The sequence below is a fragment of the Fusobacterium sp. genome, assembly GCF_029258315.1.
Lineage (GTDB): Bacteria > Fusobacteriota > Fusobacteriia > Fusobacteriales > Fusobacteriaceae > Fusobacterium_B.
The window spans coordinates 1-19,983 of sequence record NZ_JARHZE010000006.1 but is presented as its reverse complement, the minus strand read 5'-3'; the positions used below and the strand labels follow the sequence as shown (position 1 = coordinate 19,983).

The window sequence follows — 19,983 nt, the reverse complement described above, 5'->3', positions numbered from 1 at the left end:
AATTTAAGGAGGAAGATTATGAAAAAAATAATCTGCATTTTAATGTTAATCATAGGAAGTTTAACATATTCTTTTGGAAAGGAAGAGGGAAATAGAAGTATAAAAGTTATAGGTGAAAGTATTTTAAATGTAGCACCAGATACTTTGGAGATAAAAATAAGTTTTTCAGAAATAAAACCAACTTATGAAGAAGCTGTAAAATCTTCAGAGAAAACTTTAAATTTTATTCAAAATAAACTAAAGGATAAGGGAATAAAAAAAGATCAAATAAAAACTACTTATTTTAATATTGATAGTTATTATGAAAATGTAAAAAATGAAAATGGGAATTATGAAAATAAATTTTTAGGTTATAGATATACTCATAAAATTTATGTGGATCTTGACATAAAAGATAAAAAAGCTGGGGAAGTTTTAAAAGTATTTAATAACTTAAAAATTGAAAATGTAGATGTAGCTTTAATGTATAAATTAAAAAATGATAAGGATATAAAGAATAAATTGATGGTTGGAGCTTTTGAAAATGCTCAAGAAAAAGCAAAAATTTTAGCTAAGGCTGGAAATTTTGATATTGCAGAGATTCAAGAAATTGAATATATTTCAAAAGGTGATGGTAAAGAAGTAGAACCATTAGGAAGAGGTGTAAAATTGTATCAGATTAATGGTAATATGAATATTCAACCAGATGATTTACAAATGAAAGATAAAGTAATGGTAATATGGAGAATAAAATAATAGGAGGATTGAGTCGATGAAAAAAGTTTTAACAATTGCAGGGTCTGATACTTGTGGGGGAGCAGGAATACAAGCTGACTTAAAAGCAATGAGTGCTTTAGGAGTTTATGGGATGAGTGCTATCACAGCAGTAACTGTACAAAATACAATGGGAGTTTTTGGAGTACAAGAAATTTCAAATGAAATAATAGAAAAACAAATAGAGGCAATTTTTGATGATATAGAAGTAGATGCTGTTAAGGTTGGAATGCTTTCTAGCACTGAAATTATAAATACAATAGGAAAGACATTAAAAAAATATAATGCTAAAAATGTTGTTATAGATCCTGTAATGGTATCTAAAAGCAAATATAAATTATTAAAAGATGAGGCTATTGAAGCTTTGAAAAAATTTATAAGTGTAGGAACATTAGTAACTCCTAATATTCCTGAAGCAGAAATTTTAGCAGATATGACAATAACTAATGAGGAGGAAATGGTAGAAGCTGCTAAAAAAATACAAGCTTTAGGAGCTAAAAATGTTTTAGTAAAAGGTGGACATAGAGAGGATAATTGTACTGATATTCTTCTTCTTGAAAATGGAGAAGTAGTAAAATATCCAGGTGTAAGAATTGATACTATAAATACTCATGGAACAGGTTGTACACTTTCTTCATCAATAGCATCTCTTATAGCTAAAGGAAATTCTATAGAAGAAGCTGTAAGATTAGGAAAAGAATACATAACAGAAGCTATTAAAAATTCATTTGCTATTGGACACGGAGTAGGACCAGTAGGGCATTTTGTAGATCTTTATAAAAAAGCAGGAATGAATTATGAATAAAAAAAATATTGATTATTCTGTATATTTGGTAACAGATAGAGGAATTTTAGGAGATAGAGATCTATATAAATCAGTAGAGGAAAGTATTCTTGGTGGAGTAACACTTGTTCAACTTAGAGAAAAAAATATAGATGATGAAAAATTTTTAGAAATAGCCAAAAAATTAAAGGAAATAACTGATAAATATAAAGTTCCTTTAATAATAAATGATAATGTAAAAGTTGCTAAACTTGTTGATGCTGATGGAGTTCATATAGGACAAAGTGATGAGGAGTTAACTGAAGCTAGAAAAGAATTAGGAGATAATAAAATAATAGGTGTTTCAGTTAGTAATATAGAGGAAGCTTTAAAAGCTCAAAGAGATGGAGCTGATTATTTAGGAATAGGAGCTATATTTTTCACTGGAAGTAAAAAGGATATAAATGTTCCAATTGGTCTTGAAAATTTAAAAAAAATAGTTGATAGTATTTCAATACCAAATGTTGCAATAGGTGGAATACATCTAGATAATATTTCTGATGTAATGAAAACTGGTGTTAATGGGGTAGCAGTTATTTCTGAAATTTTAGGAAATGAAGATATTTTTGAAGCTACAAAAAATTTAAAAAAATACGTAAATTCTTAGGAGGCAAAAATGTCAAAAGAAGTATTAGGTAATGCATTAGAAAAAATAAGGGAAAAAAATCCTCTTGTTTTTCATATAACAAATACAGTTACTATAAATGATTGTGCAAATATAACTTTAGCTATGGGAGGATCTCCTTTAATGTCTTTTTGTAAAGAGGAACTAGAGGAAATCTTATCTTTTACATCAGCTCTTGTAATAAATATAGGGACAATGGAAAAAAATATGAGAGATATGGTAGTAGAAGCTGGAAGAATAGCTAATAGATTAAATGTGCCAGTAGTTTTAGATCCAGTTGGGGCTGGAGCAAGTACTATGAGAAAAAATTTAATTGAAAGCCTAATAAAAGAGGTTCATTTTGCTGTTATAAAAGGAAACTTAGCAGAAATTAAAACTATTGCAGGAATGAAAATATCTTCAAATAGAGGGGTAGACTCAGTAGAGAAAGAAGATAATGCTAAAGAAATTGGAAAAGAATTGGCAAAAAAATTAAATACAGTTATTGCAATAACAGGAAAAGAAGATATTGTAACTGATGGAGAAAGAGTAGCTAGTATACAAAATGGAACTGCAATAATGGGAAAAGTTACAGGAACAGGTTGTATGACTGCTTCATTGATCGGTTGTGCTTGTGGAAGTTTAGATGATTATATGGTGGCTGGAACTGTTGGAGTTACTTCAATGGGAATAGCTGGAGAGATAGCAGAAGAAAATCTTTTGGTGTCAGAAGGAAATGGTAGTCTAAGAGTAAAAATTATAGATAATATTTACAATATGACAAAAGAAAAATTTTTAGAAAAGGAAAAAATTAATTTAGAAAATTTTTAATAGAGGAGTTTTATGAAAAAAATAGATTTTAAAGGAAGTGTTGTATTAAATCCAGTTCCGGTAGTTTTAATCACAAGTAAAAATTCAGAGGGAAAAGAGAATGTTTTTACAGTTGCTTGGACAGGAACAATATGTACAAAACCTCCAATGCTCTCTATATCAATAAGGCCTGAAAGATTGTCTTATGATTATATAAAAGAGAGTATGGAATTTACTGTAAATCTTCCAACAGTAGAACTTACAAAAAAGGTTGATTATTGTGGGGTTCGTTCAGGGAGAACAGTTGATAAAATAAAAGAGATGGAATTTACAATGGTTCCAGGAGAAAAGGTAGGATCATCTTATATACAAGAGTGTCCAATAAATATAGAATGTCGTGTAAAAAATATAATTCCATTGGGAACGCATGATTTATTTTTAGCAGAAGTTTTAACTTCTCATATAGATGAAAATCTTTTAGATGAAAATGGAAAAATTCATTTTGAAGAAGCTAACTTAATAAACTATTGCCATGGGGAATATTTTCCTATGTCAAAAAAAGTTTTGGGAAATTTTGGGTTTTCTGTTATGAAAGAAAAAACAAAAATAAAAAAGGGAATAAATATAAAAAAATCACAAGAGGAAAAGAAAACTCAAGAAAAACCTAAAAAAAGAAAATATGGAAATCGTATGAAGAAAAAGAGCAAATTAGCGGAAAAAGAGCTTTAATTAAAATAGAAAAAATCTAGTATTTTCATAAAATGATAATAATCATTGGAAAAATTATAGAAAATGTGTTACAATATGTAGTTGAAAATTTTATTATAAGGAGATATTTATGAAAATAGGATTTGACCACAATAAATACCTTGAAGAACAATCTAAGTTTATTTTGGAAAGAGTAAATAATTATGATAAGTTATATTTGGAGTTTGGTGGAAAACTTTTTTTCGATCTACATGCTAAAAGGGTTTTACCTGGATTTGACGAAAATGCAAAAATAAAATTGTTGCATAAGTTAAAAGAAAAAGTTGAAGTTATAATATGTGTATATGCAGGAGATATAGAAAGAAATAAAATCAGAGGAGATTTTGGTATAACATATGATATGGATGTACTAAAACTTATAGATGATTTAAGAGATTATGACCTAGAAGTAAATAGTGTTGTAATAACAAGATTTGAAGATCAACCAGCTACTAAAGTATTTATAAATAAACTTGAGCATAGAGGAATAAAAGTTTATAGACACAGAACAACTAAAGGTTATCCAACAGATGTTGATACAATAGTTAGTGAAGAGGGATATGGAAAAAATCCTTACATAGAAACAACTAAACCAATTGTTGTTGTAACAGCTCCAGGACCTGGAAGTGGAAAATTAGCTACTTGTTTAAACCAACTTTACCATGAAGGAAAAAAAGGAATAAAAGCTGGATATTCAAAATTTGAAACTTTCCCAGTTTGGAATGTACCTTTAAAACATCCTTTAAATATTGCTTACGAAGCAGCAACTGTTGATTTAAAAGATGTTAATATGATTGATCCATTCCATTTAGAAGCTTATGGAAAAATGGCAGTTAACTATAATAGAGACGTAGAAGCATTTCCAGTATTAAAAAGAATAATTGAAAGAATTACAGGAAATCCATCAGAGTACAAGTCACCAACTGACATGGGAGTTAACAGAGTTGGATATGGAATAATTGATGATGATGTTGTAAGACATGCATCTGAACAAGAAGTTATAAGAAGATATCTAAATTCAGGTTGTGAATATAAAAAAGGATATATCGATCAAGAAACTTTCCAAAGAGCTAGAATGATAATGGAAGGTTTACAATTAAAAGAGGAAGATAGAGCAGTTTTAGTAGCAGCTAGAAAGCGTCTAGAAAAAATTAAAAGAGCAAATAAAGATGTAAATGAGAAGTCAATGGCTTCAGCAGTGGCTATACAATTAGATGATGAAACAATTATAACAGGAAAAGGATCTAATACAATGTGTGCCTCAGCTTCAGCTCTTCTAAATGCAGTAAAGTATTTAGCTGGTATTGAAGATGGGATACATTTATTAGCTCAAGAAACTCTTGAACCTATAATGAATTTAAAAATTAATAATTTTGGAAGAAAGAAACCTACACTTAACTGTGAAGAGGTATTGATAGCTTTAAGTATTTGTGCTTTAACAGATGAAAGAGCTAAAAAAGCAATAGATCAATTAGGAAAATTAAAAGGATCTCAAGCTCACTCTACTATTATTTTAGGAAAAACAGATGAGCAACTTTTAAGAAAATTAGGAATAGATGTTACTTGTGATATGGTATTCCCAACAGAAAATTTATATTATACAGAATTATAATAGAAATAAAAAATCTAGGAGCAAAACTCCTAGATTTTTTTATTCCATAGATATTTATTTTTAGGGCGCCCAATTTTTCCATAAATAATTTTCATATTTATTTTATTACATTCTACTAAATAGTTCATATATCTATTTATAGTTTTTGGAGCTAAGCCAGTTAAGAGAGAAATTTCTTCTATGGTAATATAATTATTAATTTTTTCAAGTTGTTCTTTAATAAGAAGTATAGTATTCTGATTAATTCCTTTTTTATATTCAGTATTTAATGGAATTTTAATTTTTTTATTTGATTTTAAATGTACATTGACCCTAGAATATAGATCTAAAACTTTTATAGGCTTTATTGCAAAATCATTTGCTCCAGCTAAAAAGAATTGATTAGCAACAGATTCCTCACCTTCAATAGTTAATGCTATAATAGGAATTTCTTTATTAATTTTTCTAATTAATTTCACTCCTAAAATACCATTAATATATGGCAAATGATAGTCAATGATGATGATATCAATGTTACTATCATCAGTAATTAATTTTAAACTTTCTTCAATATTATGTGCTGTTAAAGTTTCCCAATTTTTTATTTTAAAAAATTCAGAAATAGCAAAAAGAATTTCTTGAGAGTCATCTATAATTAAAATTTTATTTTTCATAGTTGATACACTCCTTTCCTAAAATAACAAAAAACTTTGTACCTTTATTTTTTTGACTTATTACAAAAATTTTTCCTTTATGTTCATCTATGACAGTTTTTACAAAATTTAAACCTATTCCAGATGAATTTTTACTAGAATAGCCTCTATTAAAAATGTTTTTTAATTGAAATTGATCAATACCAATTCCATTATCTTCAATAATTATTAAAATTTTTGAAAAGTAATACTTTATTATTACATTAATAATACCATTTTTTTTATTCGAAATAGCATCATAAGAATTTAATATTAAATTAATAATAGCACGAGAAAAAAGAATTTGATTTATTTTTAATTTTATTTTTGGAGAAAAATTATAGAACTTTAAATAATTTATAGAATTATGAGTAGAAAGATAGGAAAAAATAAAATTAAAAACATTATCAAGAAATAAATTATTTTTATTAGAATCATTTAATATTTCTGAAATCATAACATTACATCTAGTTAGAGAATCTTCAATTCTTTTAAAATAATTTAATTTTCTTATATTTTTTTCTTCTAATTCAAGAATTTCAATAAGAGTGCTTATTGAAAATAAAGGAGTTTTTAAATCGTGAACAAGATATTGTATTTCTTTAAAATATCTATTTTCAGTTTCTTGTATAGCTAAATCAGAGAGAGCTTGATTAATTCTTTTTTCTTTTTCATAAATATTTTTTTCCTTTTCTTGATCTAAAAATAAAAGAAGTAAAGAAATTGAAAAAATAAAAAAAATAAAAAATAAACTAAAACCAATAAAATCAAGTAAAAAAGATGCTTCTAAAAGCTCAGCTATTGCTTTTAAATCAAAAAAAATTTCACTGGTATTTTTAAAATCTAAAATAGAAAAATATTTAGTTATCTCTAACCATTGAATTCCTATAAATATAAAAAAAAGTACAAAATTTCTCTTTGAAAGAGAAATACTTTTAAACTTTTGATTTGAGTGAATAACGATATAAATCATTTCAAGTATGGCTACTTTTCCAAAATAGTAATTCATATCATAATAAACTTTATAAACTAAAAAATAAATAATTTGAATTAATAAAAAACCAAATAAAATTTTCAAAACGAACTTTTGTTTATTATAAAATTTTATCTCAACAGAGTCCATTAATAAAAAAACTGACAAAAAAATAGGGAATAAAGTAAGGGTATTAAAAAAAACTAAGTAAAAAGCAGAGTAAATTAAATACTCTACACTCCAAAGATCTATAATTTTATTAAAAAATTCATAAGTAGTAAAAATATAAGGCAATAAAAAATTAGGAAGAAGAATACTAAATAAAACCATAGAACTTCCCAAAAAGAATTCTTTAGTATTAAATTTTAAATTAAAAAAAGATATATTTTTCATCATAAAGATCCCCAGCAGAATAAAAATTTAAATATTATTATAATTAGTATTATTATATCTAAAAAGTTTAGAGATTGCAAAAATTTAATTTTATTTTTAGAGAAAAAAGAGAAAAAAGAGAAAAAAAAGAAAATGATGATATAAAACATAAAAAGTAGTATACTCCTTTATAAGAGAACAAATAATATTAAAATAAATCTTTATAAATAAAAAATAAACAAAAATATAAAAAAGGGGGATAAAAATGAAAAAAAGACTTTTTTTCGCAGCAGTAATAGCTTCTTTTGCAATGACTTTAACAGCATGTAGCTCATACTCTAATAGACAAATGAGTAAGGAACAAGATATAGTAGTTAAAGAAGTAAATGAATGGAAACCATTTGATGAAAAAGGAGAAATGATAAGAACAGATAGAGGAGCATATGGTAAAGTAGGAATAGTTTCTACAAGCAAATTTGAAGCTAGTAAGATAGGTTTAGATATAATAAAAAAAGGGGGAAATGCAATAGATGCTGCAGTTGCAGCAGGATTTGCTTTAGGTGTGTGTGAACCAAATTCATCAGGATTAGGTGGAGGAGGATTTATGACAATTAGAATTGCTAAAACAGGTGAAACTATATTTATAGATTTTAGAGAAAGAGCTCCTAAAAAAGCTACAGCAGAAATGTGGAAAGTAGATAAAAATGGAAAAGTAATTGGTAATCAAAAAAAAGAAGGAGGAAAAGCTGCTGGAATACCTGGAGAAGTTGCAGGACTTTTATATGCACTTGAAAATTATGGAACAATGTCAAGAGAGGAGGTTATAAGACCTTCTGTTAATTTAGCAAGAAATGGATTTTATGTTACACCAACTTTATCAGGAGATATGAAAAATCAATTTGACATGATGGAAAAATATCCAGAAACAGGGAAAATATTTTTAAATGAGGGATTTCCATATGAAGTTGGTGAAAAATTAAAAAATCCAGATATGGCGAAAACATTAGAGATAATTATAAAAAATGGAAAAGATGGTTTCTATAAAGGAGAAATAGGAAAAGCTATAGTAAAATCGTTAAATAAATATGATGGTTTATTTACAATGGAAGATTTAGCAAATTATAAGCCAATCATAAGAAAACCAATAGTTGGAACTTATAGAGGTTACGAAATAATTTCATCACCATCTCCAAGTTCTGGTGGAGCAATAGTAGTTGAAATACTAAATATATTGGAAAATTTCAATATAGGAAAAATGGAAGTTAATTCTCCAGAGTATCTACATTTATTTTCAGAAGCTTATAAATTAGCTTATGCAGATAGAGCAAAATATATGGGAGATAGTGATTACATTCCTGTACCAATGAAGGGATTTGTATCTAAAGAGTATGCAAAAGAAGTATCTAAATATATAGATATGAAACAATCTAAACCAAGTAAAGCGCATGATCCATGGCAATATGAATCTGAAGATACAACACATTATTCAATAGCGGATAAAGAAGGAAATATGGTTTCTATAACAAAAACAGTTAATGGATTATTTGGAAATAGTGTTGTTGTAGATGGATATGGATTTGTACTAAATAATCAAATGGATGACTTTGTAACAGGTTCAGATCATCCAAATTCAGTTGTTCCAGGAAAAACACCGCTTAGTTCAATGTCACCAACAATAATTCTTAAAGATGGAAAACCATTTATGGTATTAGGTTCACCAGGAGCAACGAAAATAATAAGTACAGTTTCTCAAGTGATTAGTAGAGTAATAGATCATGGTATGGGAATGCAGGATGCTATAAATGCACCAAGACTTTATGACAATACTTCAGATGTTATTAATGTAGAATCAAGAGTATCAGAAAAAACAGTAAAAAAACTAGAAAAAATGGGACACAAAGTAATAAAAACAGAAGATTGGGATAGAGGAATGGGATCAGTACAAGGAGTTTTATATAGAGAAGATGGAACATTAGAAGGTGGAGCAGATCCAAGAAGAGATGGAAAAGCATTAGGATTTTAAAATAAAATATCAGGAGGAAAAAATAATGAAAAAATTATTAGTATTATCAACATTTTTATTATCAGCAATAACAACTTTAGCAGCAAATTTTGAAAAACCAATATTATTAACATCTATAGGGCAAAGTGCAGATGTTCAAATGGTAAAAGCACTATTAAAGAAAGGACAAATAGATGCCAATTTTGATAAATCAGTAACTGCTGAAGGAATTAAAGGAGAAAAAACACTTATATTAGCAATAGGCGGAAGTTCAAAAGGACTGGGAGCTGCTGGAATAAAAGCAGAAGATGAACTAGCTAGAACAGAAAAATTAATAAAAGAAGCAAAAGCAAAAGGAATAAAAATAATAGGAATGCATATAGGTGGATCTGCAAGAAGAGGAGAATTATCAGATAAATTTATGTATGCTTCAGCACCGAATGTAGATTATTTAATTGTTGTTGAAGATGGAAATAAAGACGGTGCTTTTACTAAAATTTCAAAAGAAAAAAATATTCCAATGGATACAGTTGTAAAGATAACAGAGGCATTAGAACCATTAAAAAATGCTTTTGAATAAATAAAATAAAAAAATAACAATTTCAATAATAAATTGAGATTGTTATTTTTTTAAAAGTAAAAACACAATGGAATTTTTTACGAGGAGGAAAGGTATGTCAATAGAATTAACATTATTTTTGATTATGGTAATTATTTTTATGGCATCTTGTTTTATATTAAAATTGCCAGTAAGTATAGCTATGGTTTTATCATCTGTTTCAGCAATGATTGTATCAGGAAATGGAATACCAGTAAGACATTTAATAGAGGGATGTTTTGGATATATAGATACTATATTAGTTATAGCCACAGCAATGATTTTTATGAAAGTTATTCAAGAAATAGGAACTTTAAATGCTTTAAGTTCTTCAATTCTTAAAAAATTTCATAAATCACCAGCACTGTTATTAGTACTGCTAATGTTTATTTCAATGTTTCCAGGAATGATAACAGGTTCTTCAACAGCTTCTGTTTTAACAGCAGGTAGTATTGTAGCACCAATTTTAATGTTGATAGGTATTCCTATAGTAGAAACAGCAACAATAATAGCTATTGGTGGGATATGTGGAATGATTGCTCCACCAGTTAATGTGCCAGCAATGATTATAGGTGGTGGAATAGATATGCCATATGTTGGATTTACAATACCATTACTTTTATTAACTATTCCTGTCGCTATATTCTCTGTATTGTATTTAGGATTAAAGCATGTAAAAAATATAAATTATGAAACTATAGCAAAAGAAATAGATCAGAGTTCAGTAATGATGTATGGATTTAAACTGTATATACCAGTATTAATTGTTGTTATTTTGATGATTGTAGATAAAGTTTTTCCGAGAATATTTGGGTTGGGAATGCCGTTAATATTTATTATAGGATCTTTTGTAGGATTAATAAGTGGAAAAAAAGTTAATTTTATAAAAGTTTCAAAAGAAGCTATAAATCAATGCTTACCTGTTTTAGGGATACTTATGGGAGTAGGAATGTTTATTCAAACAATGACTTTAACAGGTGTAAGAGGTTATGTAGTAGTTAATAGTTTAAGTCTTCCCGAAGGATTATTATTTGTGGCAATGGCAGTGACAATACCTTTATTTGGGGCAGTATCTTCTTTTGGAGCAGCATCAGTTTTAGGAGTTCCATTTTTAATGGCATTTTTATCTTATAATCAAATTATAACAGGATCTGCAATATCTTTTATAGCAGCTTTAGGAGATTTAATGCCACCTACAGCTTTAGCAGGTATTTTTGCTGCCCAAATAGTTGGAATGAAAAATTATACACCTGTTTTAAAAAAATCTTTAATTCCAGGAATAATAATTATTGTGTATTCAATAGTAATAATATTATTATCAAATAAATTAGGAACTATCATATTTTAATTTATAAAAAGAGGTGGATAAAATAATGATGTATATATATTTATTAATAGTTTTATATGTTTTAATATTGGTAATATTAAATCTTTTAACAGAAAAAAGTATATCTAAGCAATTAAATGCGGCACTAGTAATAATACCATTACTTTTAAGAATACTAAAAATAAAATAAGGAGGAAAATTGAGATGAAAGGAAATAAAACAACAGGAATAACTATAATTTTTCTCTCTTTAATAGTTGCATTTTTAGCAGGAAAAGAATTTCTTAAAATGAGAGAACCAGAGCCTATTGTAAAAGGAGAAGGAGTAACATCTGTTCAAAAATTAAGTGACTATTTACCTTCATTAAAAGGAACTTCAGGAGATAGTGATGTTTATATTTTTAAGGGAAAAGAACCAGGGGGGAATGTATTAGTATTAGGAGGAACTCATGGAAATGAGCCATCAGCTTTAGTTGGAGCCACATTGTTAGTAGAAAATGCAAAAGTGGAAAAAGGAACTTTATATGTATTGCCAAGAACTAACGGTAGTGGATTAACACACAATGATCCTCAAGAAGCATCCCCTCAAAGATATACTATAAAAACTAAATTTGGAGAGAGATGGTTTAGATTTGGTTCAAGAGCTACAAATCCCTTAGATCAATGGCCAGATCCAGATGTATATGTTCATGCAGCTTCAGGACAAAATTTATCAGGAAATGAGACAAGAAATATAAATAGAGCTTATCCAGGAAGAGCAGATGGAACTTATACAGAAAAAATGGCATATGCTGTAACTGAATTAATAAAGAAAAATAATATAGATATGACAATAGATTTACATGAAGCATCTCCTGAGTACCCAGTTATTAATGCAATTGTATCTCATGAAAGAGCAATGGGAATAGCATCACAAGTAGCAATGAATTTGGAATTTGAAGATATAGCGATAAGTTTAGAACCTTCACCTGTGAGTTTAAGAGGGTTAACACACAGAGAGTTGGGAGATTATACAAATACATATGCAGTTTTAATGGAATCAGCTAATGCTTCTCAAGGAAGATTAAGAGGGAAAACAAATGCTGATTTAGTTTTAACGGGTAAAGATCAAAGATATGTTGAGGCAGCGAAATTAGGTAGATTATATGTTCCATATGATGAAAATGGTCATCCTTTAGAAGAGAGAGTAGGAAGACATTTATCTGGAGTAATACAATTTATAACTGTATTAGGAGAGACAGAACCAGATAAAGAGATGATAGTAACAAATATACCAACATATGCAGAATTATTAGAAAATGGAATTGGTAATTATTTGAGAGAAGTTAAATAAAAAATAAAACTGCTACAAAATTTTTCAAGATTGTAGCAGTTTTTTTAAAAAAATATTATAATATAAAAAAATATTGATTGGAGAGTTATGGAAAAATTTATTTTAATTTTAATAAGCATATATTTATGTTACCTTTTTTGTGAAAATTTATTTAACAAAAGAAGAAGAAAAAAATTAAAATATGTGATTCACATAAATGGAATAAGAGGTAAATCAACAGTTTCAAGATTAATAGATGCTGGTCTAAGAGAAGCAGGATACAAAGTTTTTACTAAAATAACTGGAACTTCACCTAGAATAATAGATACAAAAGGAAGAGAAAAAGAAATTTTAAGAAAAGGGAAAGCAAATATAAAAGAACAAATAAAGGCAATTAAATGGGCAGTAAAAGAAGAAAGTGAAATATTAGTACTAGAATGTATGGCAGTAAATCCTGAATTACAATATATATGTGAAAATAAAATTTTAAAATCTGATATTTCAATAATAACAAACGTTAGAGAAGATCATTTAGATGAAATGGGAAATAGTTTAAATGAAATAGCTAGATCTTTATCTAATACTATACCAATAAATGGAGTTTTGTTTACAGGGGATAGTAATTATTTTGAGTTTTTTAAAGAAGAAGGAAAAATAAAAAATACAAAAGTTTTTTTATGTAATAAATTAAAAAAAGAATATGAAAGAATTGATTTTGCAATAAATGTAGCAATAGCTGTGGATGTTTGTAAATACTTGGGAATAGAGGAAGAACAAGCTCTTTCAGGAATGAGAAGATATCATAAAGATCCAGGGGTTTTAAAGACAATGTGTTATAAAAATCTAAAAGGGAAAAAAATTTATCTAGTAAATGCTTTAGCAGCTAATGATCCAAATTCAAGTGAGATAATTTTAGAAAAAATTTCTAAAAGAAATTATTTTAATAATGAGAAAATTATTTTAGTTAATAATAGGAAAGATAGAGTTAGTCGTTGGGAACAATACATAGAATTTGTAAAGAAAAATGAAAAAAAATTTGATAAAATAATAATATCTGGAGAAAATAAAAAATTATTTTATCATTATTTAATAAAAGAAAAAATTTTGAAAGAAAAGATAGAAATTTTATTAGATAATAATTATTTTGATACCTTAGATAATGATACCTTTATAATGGCTGTAGGTAATATTTGTGGATATGGAAAGGAGATCATAAATTTTATGGAAGAGAAGGGAGAAATAATAGATGAATAATGAAATAATTATTTTAGGAATAGTAATTACTATAATTTTCTATGAAATAACAGAAATATCTTCAGGGGGATTAATAGTTCCAGCATATTTAGCACTTTACTTAGAGAATTCACAAAAAGTAATTATTACATTAATAGCTGCAATTATAGTATATTTAATAGTTAGAATTATATCAGATAGAACTATTCTTTATGGAAGAAGAAAATTTGCTGTATATATTATTGTAGGATTTTTAGTTCGCCTTTTTTTTAGAAAAATTAATCTTTACTTAGAAGAGTACCAGATAGAGTTTTTAAGTGGAAATATTATAGGAATAATGATTACAGCTATTTTAGCAAGAGATATTGAAAGAAACGGAATGATAAAAAGTTTATCATTGTTAATGATAGTATCAATATTTATAAAATCGATAATTGAAATCATATATGAAATAGGAGATTTTTTATGAAAAAAAAGAAAGATGAGTATATACTTGTAATTTGTGCTATTTTTTTAATATTTATTCAGTATGGAATGAAAAATAATAAAATAAAAATAAGAGATGAGTATTATAAAGAGATGGTATTGTCTGCAGAAAATTTTAAGAGATTAACAAATGAAATAAAATTGGAAAAAATAAGAAGAAAAATTAAAATAGAAGAAGAAATAGATAAAAACTTAACTGGATTAATGGGGAAAGAATGGAGTAATATTTCAACAACTTTAGGAAACGAAGAAGCTAAAAGAACAAGTATAAATCCTGATTTTTCTGCATTAATAACTAAAAAGCTAAAAAATCTAAATCTAAAGGAAGGAGATGTAGTTGCGGTTAATATGTCTAGTTCTTTTCCTGCTTTAAATCTTGCTTTAATATCTTCTTTAGATACTTTAAAATTAAAAGGAATTATAGTGAATACAGTAGGTTCATCTAATTATGGAGGTAATATAGAAGAGTTTGATTATCTTGATATGGAAAATTATTTATATCAAAAAGGATTGATAAAAAATAAAAGTATAGCATACTCATTTGGAGGAATAGATGATATTGGAAAAGAGTTTGAAATATCTCTTAAAGAAAAAATAAAGGAAAAAAATAAAAAATATAATTTAAAATTTTTCTATAATGAAAATGTAGAAAAAAATATAGATGAAAGATATGAATTTTATAAAAAATATGGAGAACAAAAAATAAAAGCTTTTGTAAATATAGGAGGAAATATTTTATCATTAGGAAAGACATCAAATATAATTATTAATAAAGATGTAATATTGAATAGAACAGAAAATAAAGAGATAAAAACAGGGTTGATAAGTAAATTTTTTAGCAATGAAATTCCCATTTTATATTTATTAAATATAAGAGAAATTGCATTAAGAAATGGAATACCAATAGATCCAGTACCCTTCCCAGAAATAGGAACTTCATTAGTTTATTTCGAAAAGATTTCAAATTTTTCATATAATTTAGGAATAATTTTAATTGTTTTATTATATCTTATTAAGAATATATTATTAAAAAAATATTTTTTAGAAAATAAATAATAAAGAAAAGGCTCTTTTATAAAAGAACCTTTTTTTTACTTAAAACTTTATCTTTCTTCAGGTCTAATAAATCCCTTATCTTTATAATCTTCTGATAATATTAATTTACCATTTGAATCATATGATTTCCAAATTCCATTTCTCTTACCATTTAGATAATTTCCAACCTCTTTTATTTTTTTATTCTCATAATAAGAAGTATAAACTCCATTTTTATATCCATTGATATAATTTAAAGAAATTTTAATATTACCATTTTCATAAAATTCTTTGTATTCTCCTTGAAGAATTCCCAAAGAATAGTTTTCTATTTTAGCTAGATTTCCATTAGGATAAAAATATTGAAATTTGCCATAAGGAGAATTTTCAATGAAATTTCCTTCTATTTTAATATTACCATCTTCATAGAACTTTTTAGCAGTACCATATTTTTTTCCGTTGACAAAACATATCTCTTCTTTTAATTTTCCAGAAAGATAAAATTCCTTATATATTCCATGAATTTTTCCATGAGAAAGAGAAAAAGTTCTTTTGATTTTATCTTTTGTAAAAAATAAATCAACAACTTCTCCATTACCACTAGAAGTAATATTTGATAACCTGTAAGAGCTATTTGATAAAGAATTATTATTTAATCCAGTACAAGCTGTTTGTAATAGTAGAGAACCAACAAGAAAAAATTTAAATTTATTTAACAAGTAGTTCTTCTTCATCTTCAATCATTTTTTCCTCTCTAGATTGTACTGAGTTAACATTAACATTTTCAATAGGTGCTATATATTCCATAGCATTTACATTAGCTTTTACAGTTTCTAATCTTTTTATTAAATCGCTAGTATATTCTACAAAAGTGTATTTAGATTGTTTGAAGATATCTTCTAAAGAAGCTGTAACGATAATGTATAACATTCCATCGTTAACAAAAGAAGCTTTTTCAGTAACATTTCCAAGGGCAATGTTAGCTGTGTAATCTCTTAAATCTTTTAATGAACTAGTATAAATTCTTTTTGAATAGCTATCTACAAGAGATAATTCTTGTTGAAAATAAATATCAATTTTTTGATTCATTTTTCCTTTTAAATCATTTAGAGCCTGCTCCCTAGCTCTTTCTTCTGTAACAAAAGGTCCTGCTGATGAAATTCTAGCTTTTCCAATTCCATAGATTTCTCTATTGATATCTACTGTATTTGCTATTTTTTCCTCTGCCATAGAAGGTTGTTTATTTTGAGTAGATAAAGTAGGAAGTCCAGAACATCCTATCATAGTTGTTGCTAAAAGAATAAACATTGCTTTTTTCATTGTATCACCCTCCAAGGTATTATAATATTATTTTTGTGTAATTTAAACAAAAACAAGAAAAATTATATCTAAGAATATAGATAATTATATAAAAAATTTATATTATCATTTTATAGCAAATTAAAAATTAATGCAAATAATTATTGAAATTTTGAAAAAAATTTTATAAAATAGAACTTTAGGACTGATTTTTATACTTTTGTTTTTGAAAATTAAAAAGGGAAATTTAAAAGGAGGGAGAAAATGAGATTTTTTTCTCTAAGAAAGAAAAAATATGCTACATTAACTGTAAAAGATGAAGTTAATGAAGATAAAATGATTGAGGAAGATAAAAAAAGTACAGGAATAACCGAAGAGGCTTCAGATCTTTGGGAAAAATGTCCAGAGTGTGGAGAAATAATTTTAAAGAAAGATATTGGTAGAAATTTATACAGATGTCCAAACTGTAATCACTATTACAGAATGAGTGCAAGAGAAAGAATCAATTTACTTATTGATGATGGTACATTTTTTGAAGAAGATGAAAATCTTCAAGCAAAGGATTTTTTAGAATTTGAAGGATATAAAAATAAAATAACAAAAGCAAAAGAAAAAACAGGAATTAATGAGGCAGTTATTTCAGGAATAGGAAAAATAAAGGGAATAGAAGTAAGTATAGCGGTTATGGATTTTGATTTTTTAGGTGGAAGCATGGGTTCTGTTGTGGGAGAAAAAATAACAAGAGCTTTAGAGAGAGCATTAGAAAAAAGAATTCCAGCTGTTGTAGTTTCAAGTTCAGGTGGTGCTAGAATGTATGAAGGAATAGTTTCTCTTATGCAGATGGCGAAAACATCAGCAGCAGTTCACCGTTTAAAAGAAGCTGGAGTTCCATTTATTTCAGTACCTGTAAATCCAACAACAGGAGGAGTTACAGCATCTTTTGCTATGCTAGGGGATGTAATAATAACTGAGCCAAAAGCTTTAATTGGTTTTGCAGGACAAAGGGTAATAGAACAAACTATTAAACAAAAACTTCCAAAAGGTTTTCAAACTAGTGAATTTTTATTAAAACATGGAATGCTTGATATAATAACAAAAAGAGAAGAAATGAAAGACACAATCGCCAAAGTTTTAAGTAATTTAGTTTAGATTAGGAGGAAGAAAATTGGATTTTGAAAAAGAACTTTTAGAAATAGAAGATAAGATAAAAGAATTAGAAGCCTTTGCAAAATCAAAAGAAGTTGATTTAAGTGAAGAAATAGAAAAACAAAAAGAATTATATAATGAAAAAATAAAAGAGATATATTCAAAGCTAACAGACTGGGACAAAGTTTCAATAGCGAGACATCCAAATAGACCTACTACTTTAGATTATATTAGAGGAATAACAGAGGATTTTGTAGAGTTACATGGAGATAGACTTTATGGAGATGACCCAGCTATTGTTGGAGGAATTTGTAAAATTGAAGGTCAAAAATTTGTAATAATAGGGCATCAAAAAGGTAAGGATATAAATGAAAAAATTCGTAGAAATTTTGGAATGGCAAATCCAGAAGGATATAGAAAAGCATTAAGACTTATGAGAATAGGACAAAGATTTAATATACCAATTCTTACCTTAGTTGATACAGCTGGTGCATTTCCAGGAATCGAGGCAGAAGAGAGAGGTCAAGGAGAGGCAATAGCCAGAAATCTTATGAAAATGATGGGATTAACAGTTCCTGTAATTTCAGTTGTAATTGGAGAAGGTGGAAGTGGTGGAGCTTTAGCTTTAGCAGTAGCAGATAAAGTTTTAATGCTAGAACATTCTATCTATTCAGTTATATCTCCAGAAGGATGTGCAGCTATATTATTTAAAGATGGAAGTCTTGCAGAAAAAGCTGCAAATAATTTAAAAATTTCAGCTCAAAATTTAAAAAAATTAGGAGTAATTGATGAAATAATATCTGAGCCAGTAGGTGGAGCACATCGTGATATTTTATGTGCACAAATTAACCTAAAAAAAGCCGTTCTCTCATCAATTTCTGAATTAAAAAAAATAAATGTAGATACTTTATTGGAAAAAAGATATAATAAATTTAGACAGATAGGTTTCTTTTTGGAAAAATTAGATGGAGAAATTACAGAAATTTAACTAAAATACAAAAAGTAAAAAATTAAAACTATCATATCATAAAATTTTTTTCGGAGGTTAAATAATGCATAAAATAGCAATCCTTACAAGTGGAGGAGACTCTCCAGGAATGAACACAGCTATAAGAGCAGCTGCAAAAATGGCACAATACAAAGGAATGGAAGTTTACGGAGTAAGAAGAGGATATCACGGAATGTTAATGGACGAGATATTTTTAATGGACGGTCGTTTCTTATCTGGAATAATAGAGAAGGGTGGAACGGCACTACTTACAGCTAGATGCCCAGAGTTTAAAGATCCTAAATATAGAGCAATAGCTGCAGAAAATTTAAAAAGAAGAGGAATTGAAGGACTTATAGTTATAGGTGGAGATGGTTCTTATAGAGGAGCAGATCTATTAGCGAAAGAACACGGAATAAAAGTAGTAGGTTTACCAGGAACTATTGACAATGATATAATAGGAACAGATTTTACAATAGGTTTTGATACTTGTTTAAATACTATATTAGATGCAGTATCTAAATTAAGAGATACAGCTACATCTCATGAAAGAACAATACTAGTAGAAGTAATGGGAAGAAGAGCAGGGGACTTGGCAGTTCACTCTTGTATTTGTGGTGGAGGAGATGGAATACTTATTCCTGAAGTAGAAAACTCTATCGAAATGCTAGCTTTCCAAATCAAACAAAGAAGAAACACAGGAAAGTTACATGATATCGTTCTAGTAGCTGAAGGTGTTGGAAATATATTTGATATTGAGAAGAAATTAAAAGAAAAAGTTACAACAGAAGTTAGAACAGTTATCTTAGGACATATCCAAAGAGGAGGAACTCCTAGTGGAAGAGATAGAATGCTTGCTACTCAAATGGCAGTAAAAGCAGTTGAAACTCTAGAAGCTGGTGAAGGTGGAGTTATGATAGGAATAGAGAGAGGAGATCTGGTTGCTCACCCTATTTCTTATGCTTGGGAAGGAACTAAGAGAAATAATATTTTAGATCTATATCGTATTGCTGACATATTCTCAAGATAATAAATTAAAACTAAGGGCTACCTTAATGGGGTGGCCTTTTTTTTATAAAAAAATATTTCTAAAAAAGAACTTGTAAAATTTAAAAGATATGTTATAATGTTTTGATTTTTATTTTTATGAATTATAAAAAAAGTATAAAAGGGGAGTAAAATGACAGAAGTAA

The 19,983-nt window shown here is 27.3% G+C and carries 21 protein-coding genes; 17 read left to right on the top strand and 4 right to left on the bottom strand.

All coding sequences use genetic code 11. The features are described from left to right. The first annotated feature begins 18 nt into the window (after positions 1-18). The 6 genes from Q1J48_RS00465 to Q1J48_RS00440 all read left to right on the top strand — a co-directional run bounded on the left by Q1J48_RS00465 (position 19) and on the right by Q1J48_RS00440 (position 5,349). Positions 19-735 carry an SIMPL domain-containing protein gene (locus Q1J48_RS00465; protein WP_300360580.1) on the top strand — a complete coding sequence of 239 codons (717 nt, stop codon included), beginning with the start codon at positions 19-21 and terminating at the stop codon, positions 733-735. A gap of 16 nt (positions 736-751) precedes the next feature. Then, positions 752-1,558: a bifunctional hydroxymethylpyrimidine kinase/phosphomethylpyrimidine kinase gene (gene thiD, locus Q1J48_RS00460; protein WP_300330598.1), complete on the top strand. Its 807-nt coding sequence runs from the start codon at positions 752-754 to the stop codon at positions 1,556-1,558. Continuing rightward, positions 1,551-2,183 carry a thiamine phosphate synthase gene (gene thiE, locus Q1J48_RS00455; RefSeq protein WP_300360578.1) on the top strand — a complete coding sequence of 211 codons (633 nt, stop codon included), beginning with the start codon at positions 1,551-1,553 and terminating at the stop codon, positions 2,181-2,183. The genes thiD and thiE overlap by 8 nt, the downstream gene beginning before the upstream one ends. A gap of 9 nt (positions 2,184-2,192) precedes the next feature. Then, positions 2,193-3,011, top strand: a complete 819-nt coding sequence (gene thiM, locus Q1J48_RS00450) for a hydroxyethylthiazole kinase (protein ID WP_300360576.1) — start codon at positions 2,193-2,195, stop codon at positions 3,009-3,011. A 12-nt stretch (positions 3,012-3,023) separates the two neighbouring features. Then, a complete protein-coding gene (locus tag Q1J48_RS00445) occupies positions 3,024-3,719 on the top strand; it encodes a flavin reductase family protein (RefSeq protein WP_300330592.1) in 696 nt (231 codons plus the stop codon). A gap of 109 nt (positions 3,720-3,828) precedes the next feature. After that, a complete protein-coding gene (locus tag Q1J48_RS00440; protein ID WP_300330590.1) occupies positions 3,829-5,349 on the top strand; it encodes a DUF1846 domain-containing protein in 1,521 nt (506 codons plus the stop codon). 29 nt (positions 5,350-5,378) lie between these two features. Here the strand turns inward: Q1J48_RS00440 and Q1J48_RS00435 are convergent, their stop codons facing one another. Together Q1J48_RS00435 and Q1J48_RS00430 are read right to left on the bottom strand one after the other, a co-directional pair. Continuing rightward, positions 5,379-6,002 carry a response regulator gene (locus Q1J48_RS00435; RefSeq protein WP_300360575.1) on the bottom strand — a complete coding sequence of 208 codons (624 nt, stop codon included), beginning with the start codon at positions 6,000-6,002 and terminating at the stop codon, positions 5,379-5,381. Then, a complete protein-coding gene (locus Q1J48_RS00430; RefSeq protein ID WP_300360574.1) occupies positions 5,992-7,029 on the bottom strand; it encodes a sensor histidine kinase in 1,038 nt (345 codons plus the stop codon). Before Q1J48_RS00430 ends, Q1J48_RS00435 begins: the two co-directional genes overlap by 11 nt. 601 nt (positions 7,030-7,630) lie before the next feature. Here Q1J48_RS00430 and ggt point away from each other — a divergent pair. From ggt to pgsW, 8 genes are all read left to right on the top strand, one after another. Then, entirely contained in the window at positions 7,631-9,388 is a 1,758-nt protein-coding gene (gene ggt / locus Q1J48_RS00425) for a gamma-glutamyltransferase (RefSeq protein WP_300360573.1), read from the top strand. Between the two features lie 25 nt (positions 9,389-9,413). Then, on the top strand, positions 9,414-9,947 hold the full coding sequence (locus tag Q1J48_RS00420) for a DUF6305 family protein (protein ID WP_300360572.1): 534 nt from the start codon (positions 9,414-9,416) through the stop codon (positions 9,945-9,947). A gap of 94 nt (positions 9,948-10,041) precedes the next feature. After that, positions 10,042-11,313, top strand: coding sequence for a TRAP transporter large permease subunit (locus Q1J48_RS00415; RefSeq protein WP_300360571.1), 1,272 nt, complete (start codon positions 10,042-10,044; stop codon positions 11,311-11,313). Positions 11,314-11,338: 25 nt separating this feature from the next. Continuing rightward, positions 11,339-11,482, top strand: a complete 144-nt coding sequence (locus tag Q1J48_RS00410; protein ID WP_300360569.1) for a hypothetical protein — start codon at positions 11,339-11,341, stop codon at positions 11,480-11,482. A gap of 14 nt (positions 11,483-11,496) precedes the next feature. Further along, the gene (locus tag Q1J48_RS00405) at positions 11,497-12,624 is read left to right on the top strand and encodes a M14 family metallopeptidase (RefSeq protein WP_300360568.1); all 1,128 of its coding nucleotides are present in this window, start codon (positions 11,497-11,499) and stop codon (positions 12,622-12,624) included. 87 nt (positions 12,625-12,711) lie between these two features. Continuing rightward, the gene (gene pgsB / locus Q1J48_RS00400; protein WP_300360566.1) at positions 12,712-13,857 is read left to right on the top strand and encodes a poly-gamma-glutamate synthase PgsB; all 1,146 of its coding nucleotides are present in this window, start codon (positions 12,712-12,714) and stop codon (positions 13,855-13,857) included. Next, positions 13,850-14,305, top strand: a complete 456-nt coding sequence (pgsC, locus tag Q1J48_RS00395; protein WP_300360564.1) for a poly-gamma-glutamate biosynthesis protein PgsC — start codon at positions 13,850-13,852, stop codon at positions 14,303-14,305. Before pgsB ends, pgsC begins: the two co-directional genes overlap by 8 nt. Further along, on the top strand, positions 14,302-15,378 hold the full coding sequence (gene pgsW, locus Q1J48_RS00390) for a poly-gamma-glutamate system protein (RefSeq protein ID WP_300360563.1): 1,077 nt from the start codon (positions 14,302-14,304) through the stop codon (positions 15,376-15,378). Before pgsC ends, pgsW begins: the two co-directional genes overlap by 4 nt. A gap of 47 nt (positions 15,379-15,425) precedes the next feature. Here the strand turns inward: pgsW and Q1J48_RS00385 are convergent, their stop codons facing one another. Together Q1J48_RS00385 and Q1J48_RS00380 are read right to left on the bottom strand one after the other, a co-directional pair. Further along, positions 15,426-16,091, bottom strand: coding sequence for a toxin-antitoxin system YwqK family antitoxin (locus Q1J48_RS00385; RefSeq protein ID WP_300330588.1), 666 nt, complete (start codon positions 16,089-16,091; stop codon positions 15,426-15,428). Continuing rightward, positions 16,066-16,677 (bottom strand): hypothetical protein, encoded by a 612-nt coding sequence (locus Q1J48_RS00380; protein WP_300330586.1) that lies wholly within the window; start codon positions 16,675-16,677, stop codon positions 16,066-16,068. Before Q1J48_RS00380 ends, Q1J48_RS00385 begins: the two co-directional genes overlap by 26 nt. A gap of 243 nt (positions 16,678-16,920) precedes the next feature. Between Q1J48_RS00380 and accD the strand changes: the two genes are divergently transcribed. From accD to pfkA, 3 genes are all read left to right on the top strand, one after another. After that, the gene (gene accD, locus Q1J48_RS00375; RefSeq protein ID WP_300330584.1) at positions 16,921-17,805 is read left to right on the top strand and encodes an acetyl-CoA carboxylase, carboxyltransferase subunit beta; all 885 of its coding nucleotides are present in this window, start codon (positions 16,921-16,923) and stop codon (positions 17,803-17,805) included. A gap of 16 nt (positions 17,806-17,821) precedes the next feature. Next, on the top strand, positions 17,822-18,790 hold the full coding sequence (locus tag Q1J48_RS00370) for an acetyl-CoA carboxylase carboxyltransferase subunit alpha (protein WP_300330582.1): 969 nt from the start codon (positions 17,822-17,824) through the stop codon (positions 18,788-18,790). Between the two features lie 61 nt (positions 18,791-18,851). Further along, positions 18,852-19,820, top strand: a complete 969-nt coding sequence (gene pfkA, locus Q1J48_RS00365; RefSeq protein WP_300360582.1) for a 6-phosphofructokinase — start codon at positions 18,852-18,854, stop codon at positions 19,818-19,820. Positions 19,821-19,983 lie beyond the last annotated feature (163 nt).